Origin of the sequence: Flavobacterium sp. DSR3-2 (genome assembly GCF_049896525.1) — a bacterium.
Lineage (GTDB): Bacteria > Bacteroidota > Bacteroidia > Flavobacteriales > Flavobacteriaceae > Flavobacterium.
This window is the reverse complement of sequence record NZ_JAFCUM010000019.1, coordinates 50,233-57,722: the sequence shown is the minus strand read 5'-3', so window position 1 is coordinate 57,722 and position 7,490 is coordinate 50,233. Positions and strand designations below refer to the sequence as shown.

Annotated in this window: 6 protein-coding genes; all 6 read right to left on the bottom strand. The window is 31.9% G+C overall.

What is annotated here, in order from left to right:
* Window positions 1–805: 805 nt before the first annotated feature.
* On the bottom strand, window positions 806–2,299 hold the full coding sequence (locus tag ACP7AV_RS16515; RefSeq protein ID WP_426092895.1) for an N-6 DNA methylase: 1,494 nt from the start codon (window positions 2,297–2,299) through the stop codon (window positions 806–808).
* The gene (gene rhuM / locus ACP7AV_RS16510) at window positions 2,299–3,282 is read right to left on the bottom strand and encodes a RhuM family protein (RefSeq protein ID WP_426092894.1); all 984 of its coding nucleotides are present in this window, start codon (window positions 3,280–3,282) and stop codon (window positions 2,299–2,301) included. The genes ACP7AV_RS16515 and rhuM overlap by 1 nt, the downstream gene beginning before the upstream one ends.
* A gap of 94 nt (window positions 3,283–3,376) precedes the next feature.
* Complete coding sequence (locus tag ACP7AV_RS16505; RefSeq protein ID WP_426092893.1) at window positions 3,377–4,045, bottom strand: hypothetical protein; 669 nt, start codon at window positions 4,043–4,045, stop codon at window positions 3,377–3,379.
* 28 nt (window positions 4,046–4,073) lie between these two features.
* Complete coding sequence (locus tag ACP7AV_RS16500; RefSeq protein WP_426092892.1) at window positions 4,074–5,225, bottom strand: restriction endonuclease subunit S; 1,152 nt, start codon at window positions 5,223–5,225, stop codon at window positions 4,074–4,076.
* Window positions 5,218–7,221, bottom strand: a complete 2,004-nt coding sequence (locus ACP7AV_RS16495) for an AAA family ATPase (RefSeq protein ID WP_426092891.1) — start codon at window positions 7,219–7,221, stop codon at window positions 5,218–5,220. Before ACP7AV_RS16495 ends, ACP7AV_RS16500 begins: the two co-directional genes overlap by 8 nt.
* Window positions 7,202–7,441 carry a hypothetical protein gene (locus ACP7AV_RS16490; protein ID WP_426092890.1) on the bottom strand — a complete coding sequence of 80 codons (240 nt, stop codon included), beginning with the start codon at window positions 7,439–7,441 and terminating at the stop codon, window positions 7,202–7,204. The genes ACP7AV_RS16495 and ACP7AV_RS16490 overlap by 20 nt, the downstream gene beginning before the upstream one ends.
* Between the last annotated feature and the right edge of the window lie 49 nt (window positions 7,442–7,490).

Below are 7,490 nucleotides of genomic sequence, written 5' to 3'. Positions count from 1 at the left end.
TCGACTCGAATTACATGGAGAATCTCTGAGAAAAAAAGAGGGATAAACAAAGGGTAATATTTAGGTATATTTGAATACTAATTAACAGATGAAAAAGAGTAGTTTTTAATGAAAAATGGAGGTGGTCATTTTGAATTGGAATTGGGTGGTCATTTTGAATTGGAATTTGCAGTGTTATCAGTCATTTTTCTCTTTAAACTGCTAGAAACCGTATTACTAAGTAGTATTTTAATTGTTTATAACGACCGATTAATTTGTCCGCTAGTGAGGTTAAATCGCGCAAAAATATCTTTCGTTGTTTTTGGTACCTGATGCTGCTAAAACCTTGCATTGTTCCTGACATCAATAACAGCGAATCGTGATGCAGGGGAATTTCTATCTGAGGAATTTCTTTTCTGAATTTATGACTTAAACGAAACATACGATTCTCCCCGAAACTTACTGGTTTTGCCGTTGCGAACTGGCATTACTGCCACTGAATAGAAAGCAGCACGTTTTTTTAAGTTGATTGGCTTTCCTACGTAAATTACTTTACTTGTCTAAAGGTAGTTTCATAATACGGCTGGAATGCAATGCAACGTAGCCTGCGGAGTGTAAAGGAATGAAGCGGTATTATGTTGGTAATAACGGAGTCTAAAGCAGTGTAGGGAAAGTACCAATACTAGAAGTGAAATGAAATAAAAAAAACAGCTGTCCAACTTTTCAGGAGGACTGCTGTTTTTTTGTGATGTGTTTGAATACTGTAAGAAGATTAAAAAGTTATAGAATTACTCTTTTCGATTTAAGAACAGATGTTGTATTTTTCTTATTTCAATGAAGCTATTATAGCTCTAAAACTGTCCAAACTAGCCTCTATATTTTCGACAATTTCCAATGCTAAAACATCCGGATTAGGTAAATTATCCAAATCGGCCAAAGATTTATCTTTCAACCAAGTGATGTCTAAACTTGTTTTCCCTCGGGTTACTATTTCGTCATAAGAAAATTTTCTCCAACGTCCTTCCAGATTGGTTGTAGCATGATAAGTTTCTTTTCTTTTATTTCGGTTTTCAGGATTATATAGCGTGATAAAATCTCTTAAATCTTTTAATTTTAACGGATTCTTTTTTAGTGTATGGTGAATGTTTGTGCGGTAATCATATACCCACGTTTCCTTAGTCCATACCTCTTTGCTAGATGGTTTTCCATCAAAAAATAGTACGTTAGCTTTTACACCATTGGCATAGAAAATCCCTGTTGGCAAACGAAGAATCGTATGTAAATCGGTAGTTTCTAAAAGTTTTTTCCGAACTGTTTCTCCAACACCGCCTTCAAACAAAACATTATCCGGCAAAACTACGGCTGCCATTCCTGTCGTTTTAAGCATCGTGCGTATGTGCTGCACAAAGTTCAACTGTTTGTTGCTGGTAGTAACCCAAAAATCCTGACGGTTATAGGTCAAATCTTCTTTCTCTTGTTCGCCGTCTTGATTGGTAAAGGTCATGCTACTTTTTTTACCAAATGGAGGATTGGCCAAGATATAATCATACCGTGTACCCGAATCTGTAATCAACGAATCATTTGGGGAAATAAAATTATCCGAATCAATATCTCCAATGTTGTGCAAAAACAAGTTCATAAGCGCTAAACGTCTGGTTCCTGCCACAATCTCATTACCAAAAAAGTTTTCATATTTTAGGAATTGTTTGGCTTCTTTGTCTAAATCTCGGTTATCCACAATCCAATCGTATGCAGCTAAGAAGAAACCTCCTGTACCACAAGCTGGATCTGCAATAGTTTTTAAAGGTTCCGGACGCAGGCATTCCACCATTGCTTTGATCAATGGGCGAGGAGTGAAGTACTGACCCGCACCACTTTTGGTATCTTCGGCGTTTTTCTCTAGTAAACCTTCATAAATATCGCCTTTGTCTTTCACGCCCATCAAAATCCAATTTTCGGCATTGATGAGCGCAATAAGTTTATATAACTTGGCTGGATCCTGTATCTTGTTTTGGCTTTTGATAAAGATTTGCCCTAAGATGCCTTTTTCTTTGGCCAGCTCCCGAAGCATAATGTTGTAATGCAACTCTAACTCCGAACCACTTTTAGAAGTCAAGGTTTCCCACGCAAATTCGTTTGGAATTGGCATTTCTCTATTGTGTGGTGGCTTGCTGTATTCGTCAGCCATTTTCAGAAATAACAAATACGTTAGTTGTTCCAAATAGTCACCATAGCCCACGCCATCATCTCTAAGGGTTTGACAAAATGCCCAAACTTTACTGACAATACTGGAAGTGTTTGCTGAATTATCTTTGCTCATTATTTATTGTTAATCAAATTTATTATTACTTTAACCATCATGTCTTTATCATCTGATTTGGACTCGGCTATCATTAATGTTAATGCTACTAAGGCATTATCATCTATTATTTTTCTTCCTTCGTAATACAGTAAAGCGTTTCGCTCTAGGAACCAAACAAAGAGAAAAGCAGCAATTCTTTTATTACCGTCCGAAAACGAATGATTTTTAGTCACAAAATACAACAAATGACCTGCCTTTTCTTGCACAGAAGGATATAAATCGATTCCGTCAAAAGTTTGGTAAATCGTTGCCAGAGAGCTTTTGAATGACTCGTCTTTTTCATTGCCAAACAAGTTTGAACCGCCAAATTTAGTCTTTAATCCTTCAACAGCTTTCTTTGCTTCAGGATAAGATATTTTGAAGACTTCTTTTGTATCAGTTGCAGCTATTTTTAAGGTTTGGTGATCGTACTGGTCTAAAATATCCAACGCAAAAGCATAATCACTTAAGACTTTTAGTAAGCCTTGCGCTTCATCACCGGTAACGATTTTAGTTTTTACAATATTGTCCAGTAAACTGACAGCTTGCTTTAATTCTTGAAATTTGTTCTCGGTTTCTTTTAATCTTTTTTCGTTTATAGTGTATCCTTTGACTAAATAGTCTTTTAAACGCAGGGTTGCCCACTGGCGAAATTGAGTACCTTGTTTTGATTTTACACGGTAACCTACTGAAATTATTACGTCTAGGTTGTAATAATCTATTTTTCGTTTAATTTCTCTATTTCCTTCTGTTTGAACTGTCAAGGATTCCTTGACAGTTGAAATTCTTTCTAACTCGCCTTCTTTAAAGCAGTTATTGATATGTAAACTAATATTTTGCTTAGTCTGTCCAAATAATGATGCCATTTGTATTTGACTCAACCAAACGGTATCTTGATCAAACAATACTTGAATTTCTGTTTGATTGTCTTTGGTTTTAAATATTTCTATTTGGTTTTCCATAAATATTCCTTTTTCCATTTATTCAGTACTAGCAAATTTTGCATCTTGCTTTCTCATAATCTCATTTAAACGGCTTTTAATTAAAGACTCATTATTAATTTTTATCAATAAGATCAAGTGGTCGAGCTATAAAATATTCCATATCAAAAGGGTTTTGAAAACCCATTTTCTTATAGTAGTTGAATAGTTGGAATTGTGCTTTTTCAAAATTTAATTCCATTTTTTGGTATTCCATTTTTTTATTCCAATCACTCATTTTTTCTTCCGTTTCTCTTTTGATTGAAACGTCATGCTGCATTGGGTATGCTTTCAAAACCCATAATCCGCAAGATGAATAAAACCGCTCTATCAAATTCTTGACTATCTTTTCACCAACACCTTTACCTCTATATTTTGCGATGACTTCTAATGTTTCTAAAAAAAAGACGTCATAATTATTAAGTGGATTAAAATCAAAATAAGTATCGATTTTATCCCATACGTGTTTGTTTTCCTCCCATTCAAATAAAACGCCAGACATTTGACAAATAGAATGCGTTGCATCCATAACATCATGAAGAGGAAAATGAGAATCCATAGCCAAAGAAAAAAGAATTTGACTTATTTTACCTTTTGCTATTTGTTCAATTTCATTAAAATGATCATTTGTAGCGAAGACAATAAATTCAATTTCATTTACAAACTCATTGGGATCTTCACCTAATGGACTCTCTCTAAGAATATCATTAAATGAATATTTTATTGTAAAATTCTGTTCTTCCATAACTGTATTTTATTAAACCAACTCCCCACTAAACGCCTTCTTCAATATACTCTGCCGTAGAGCTTCGGCTTGTAATAAACTTTTGAGTAATACTTTCCTCCATTTTATCGGCAACACTCAAACGGCTCTCGATTTCTTGAACTATACTTTGTTGTTCTTCGAAAGAAGCAAGTGGTAAATTTACTTTTTCTAGAATATCAACATTTATATTTTTTTGTGCAGTTGCGGGAGCTAATTCTTCTAATTTCTGTTTGAATGAAATAAAAAAGTAATTCAAATATTTATTGAAAAGCACTTCTTCTTTTGAAAGTAAGCCAACAATACTATCAGGAAAACAAGCATCAAAATTTAATATAGCTGTTTCTCCAATATTGGCGGCAATAGTAAGACATAAAGTTCCTTTAGGCCAAAGCTTGCTCTGAGCTAGTCCTATTTCGCTGTAAGTTTGAGAATACTTTCTAATATAGCCGCCATTTGCCTTTCTAATATCTCCCGTTTGAATAAAAGGATAATTCCCTCCATATAATTCTGGAGCGTTTCTAGGTCTATTTTTTGATTTTCCTCTTTTGACTTCACAAACTTCTTTTAAGTTTACCTTTTTCCAACCCTTCGGCAATTCTCCTTCCTTAACTTTTTTATTGGTCAACTTCCCTTCAAAAGCCCATTTCAACACACTTTGTCTATAGATTTTGAGTTGTTGTTGTGCGGTTTTTAAATCTTCGATGCCTTTGTCTAAATCGCTGAATAATTCTTCTATTTTGGAGACGATGAGATTTTGGGTATCGAGTGGAGGTATTGGTAGCTCAATAGAAAGTAAATCCCCTTTTGAAAGACTTGGTATTGTGGTACTCTTATCTAATTTTTTAAAATTAAAACCTAGACAGAAATAATACAAGAATTTACTATTCAAGTTTTCTTTTACACATAGACCAAAAGCAGTATCAACATTCCAAAACTTTGTAGTTACATAAATTGGGCTATTTATAGTTCCTTTTCGTCCTATAATAGTTGTGTTTTCATCACAAATATATTCATCTGCATATCCAAAGATTCCACTACTTCCATAAATCGGGTATTTCCCATCTGGGTTAATAACTTTGGATTGATTTTTTCCGCTTTTAATTTCACAGACTTCTCCTAGGGTCTTTCGTTGCCAGTTTTTAGTTAAATTATTAATCATTTAATTTTTTTAGAAGATAATCTGTTTTACTCTTCATTTCGAAGTTAATATATTTTTTTAATCGATCTCTGTCACTTTCTAATTCACTATAGGTTGTTAGAATTATTTGCCCTTCATTAGATGGAATTTTTTCTATTTCTTCAACACAATTTATTAATGAATCATTATCTAGATTCTGTTGCTTGGGTTCATCTAAAATTAAAATATTTGGAAACTTAATTTTTTCATTTTCTTTAAAAGTAATTGAAGTTTGTAGAAGAGATAAATAATAGCTTAGAATTATTCTTATATTATCACTTGAGCTAGAGATATTATAAATATCATAGTTATCTAAATAGGGAGAATAATTATCATTTTCATCAATTTTAATCTCATTAATTAAATTTTGATTTGACTTGAAAATCCCCAACGCTTTCAAATTTTTATGTATATTATCTTTAATAGTTTTTAAAATGGTAAAATCATTACTAGTTTGTAAATATTGATTGATTTTATCCTTAAGCTTTGTAAATTGGACATCTAATCTAATTATCTCCTCCCTTGTTGGGTTTAATGCTTGCCACCTTTCATCAATTCTTTTATATCTTTCAAAATCTTTATACATAGAATCTACTTCTAGTATTTTCTCTTTTAAAACTGCAAATTCTTTTCCCGCAAATGTCTGAGTTTGGTGATCTAATTGTTTCTCGTAAAGTAATATTTTATCTTTTTGTCCATTTCTTATTTCTTCAAGTTTCTTTTTGTCTAAATTTCTTTGACGGATTACTTTTTTAAAAGTGTTCTCCTCATCTTCAAGAAAAGCAAGATTTTCTTCAGGAGAAGATAATTTCTTCCTAACATCAGAGTGGCATAGGTGACACTCATCATCAATATTACGATTCAATGGACTTTCACAAACTGGACAACTTGTAATATTTAATTCAATTGAAAGTTCCTGAATTTTTTTTAGCTGCCTATTTTTATATTTATTTTTTTGAATTCTTTCCAGATAATTTTGATATCCATCAATTTCTGTTGATATTTTTTCAATTCTATTATTAAGAGTCCTTAATTCATAATCAAGCCTTTTTAGATTTTCTCTTAATTTTGAGTTGACATCTTCATAATCCTTATTTTGACTGGTAATTGAATTAATATTTTTACTCTCAACGTTATATTTGTCACTCAAATATCTTATATAATCATATATACTAGTTTTTCCAATGGATCCCGAATTAACCACAAGAATTCCATCAATTTTATTAGCATTTGCAATTATCAACAAATTCTCTTCTTTCTTCTCTAAATCCTCTGATAATTTTTTAATTTGTGCCTCAAGTTCTTTTTTTTTAATTTCGATTAGGTGGAGGCTAAATTTATCTAACCCCATAATATATTCAAAAGCGACTTTTTTTACATCTCTAATGTTATATCGAGTAACTTGTCTTGCTTGTATTTGAGACCATCCAGCTCTTTGTTCAACAAAAAATAATGGTAGAATATTTTCTAAATACAATTTTGAAAATTTTTGGTCATAAGTTGGCAGTTCAACAATATCTAACCCTAAAAAATCAAAAATAAATTTCTGAAATCCATTTTCGGAAAATACTCCTTCACCGTTTACAATATATCTTTTATGATCATTTGTAGTAAAGAAGTCTCTTGCTTTAGTTTCTTTAACAGCTGCAATATCAGTGTTGCCTCCTTTGATATATCTAAAAATAGAAAATTCTTGTACTCCATTTGATATTTCTAAAATTAGATACGATTTTAAAATAGGGTTACCATCTATTGATTTATAAAATTCTGGCTTAAATGGATTTTGATCAGATTTAAAAATCCCTAACCCTTTTTCAGAACCGAGGCCATATATTATACCCGTTACTATACTGGTCTTACCGACAGAATTTGGTCCATATATTATGTTAAGCCCTTGATGAAAAGGAACGTTAGCACCGTATTTGCCATTTTCGGTTTCGATACTATAAATTAATCTATTAATTATCAGATTCGGCATTTTGTTTCCAGTATGAATTTGGTATAATTTCCGTTATTATTTTTATCGTTTTATTTGTATCCATTTTTTTTCCAAATAATGCCAAGAAATTTATTTCACTAGGAAATATATCTTTCACTAGATGAAATTTTTCAATCCCATTAGTACTTAATTTAATCCTTGCATTTTTATTATCCTTATCAACTTTATAGTTAATTAAATCTCTTACAAATAAATACATTAGCATATCATTCAATCTCAAATCCCATGGAACACTTTTATACTGTACT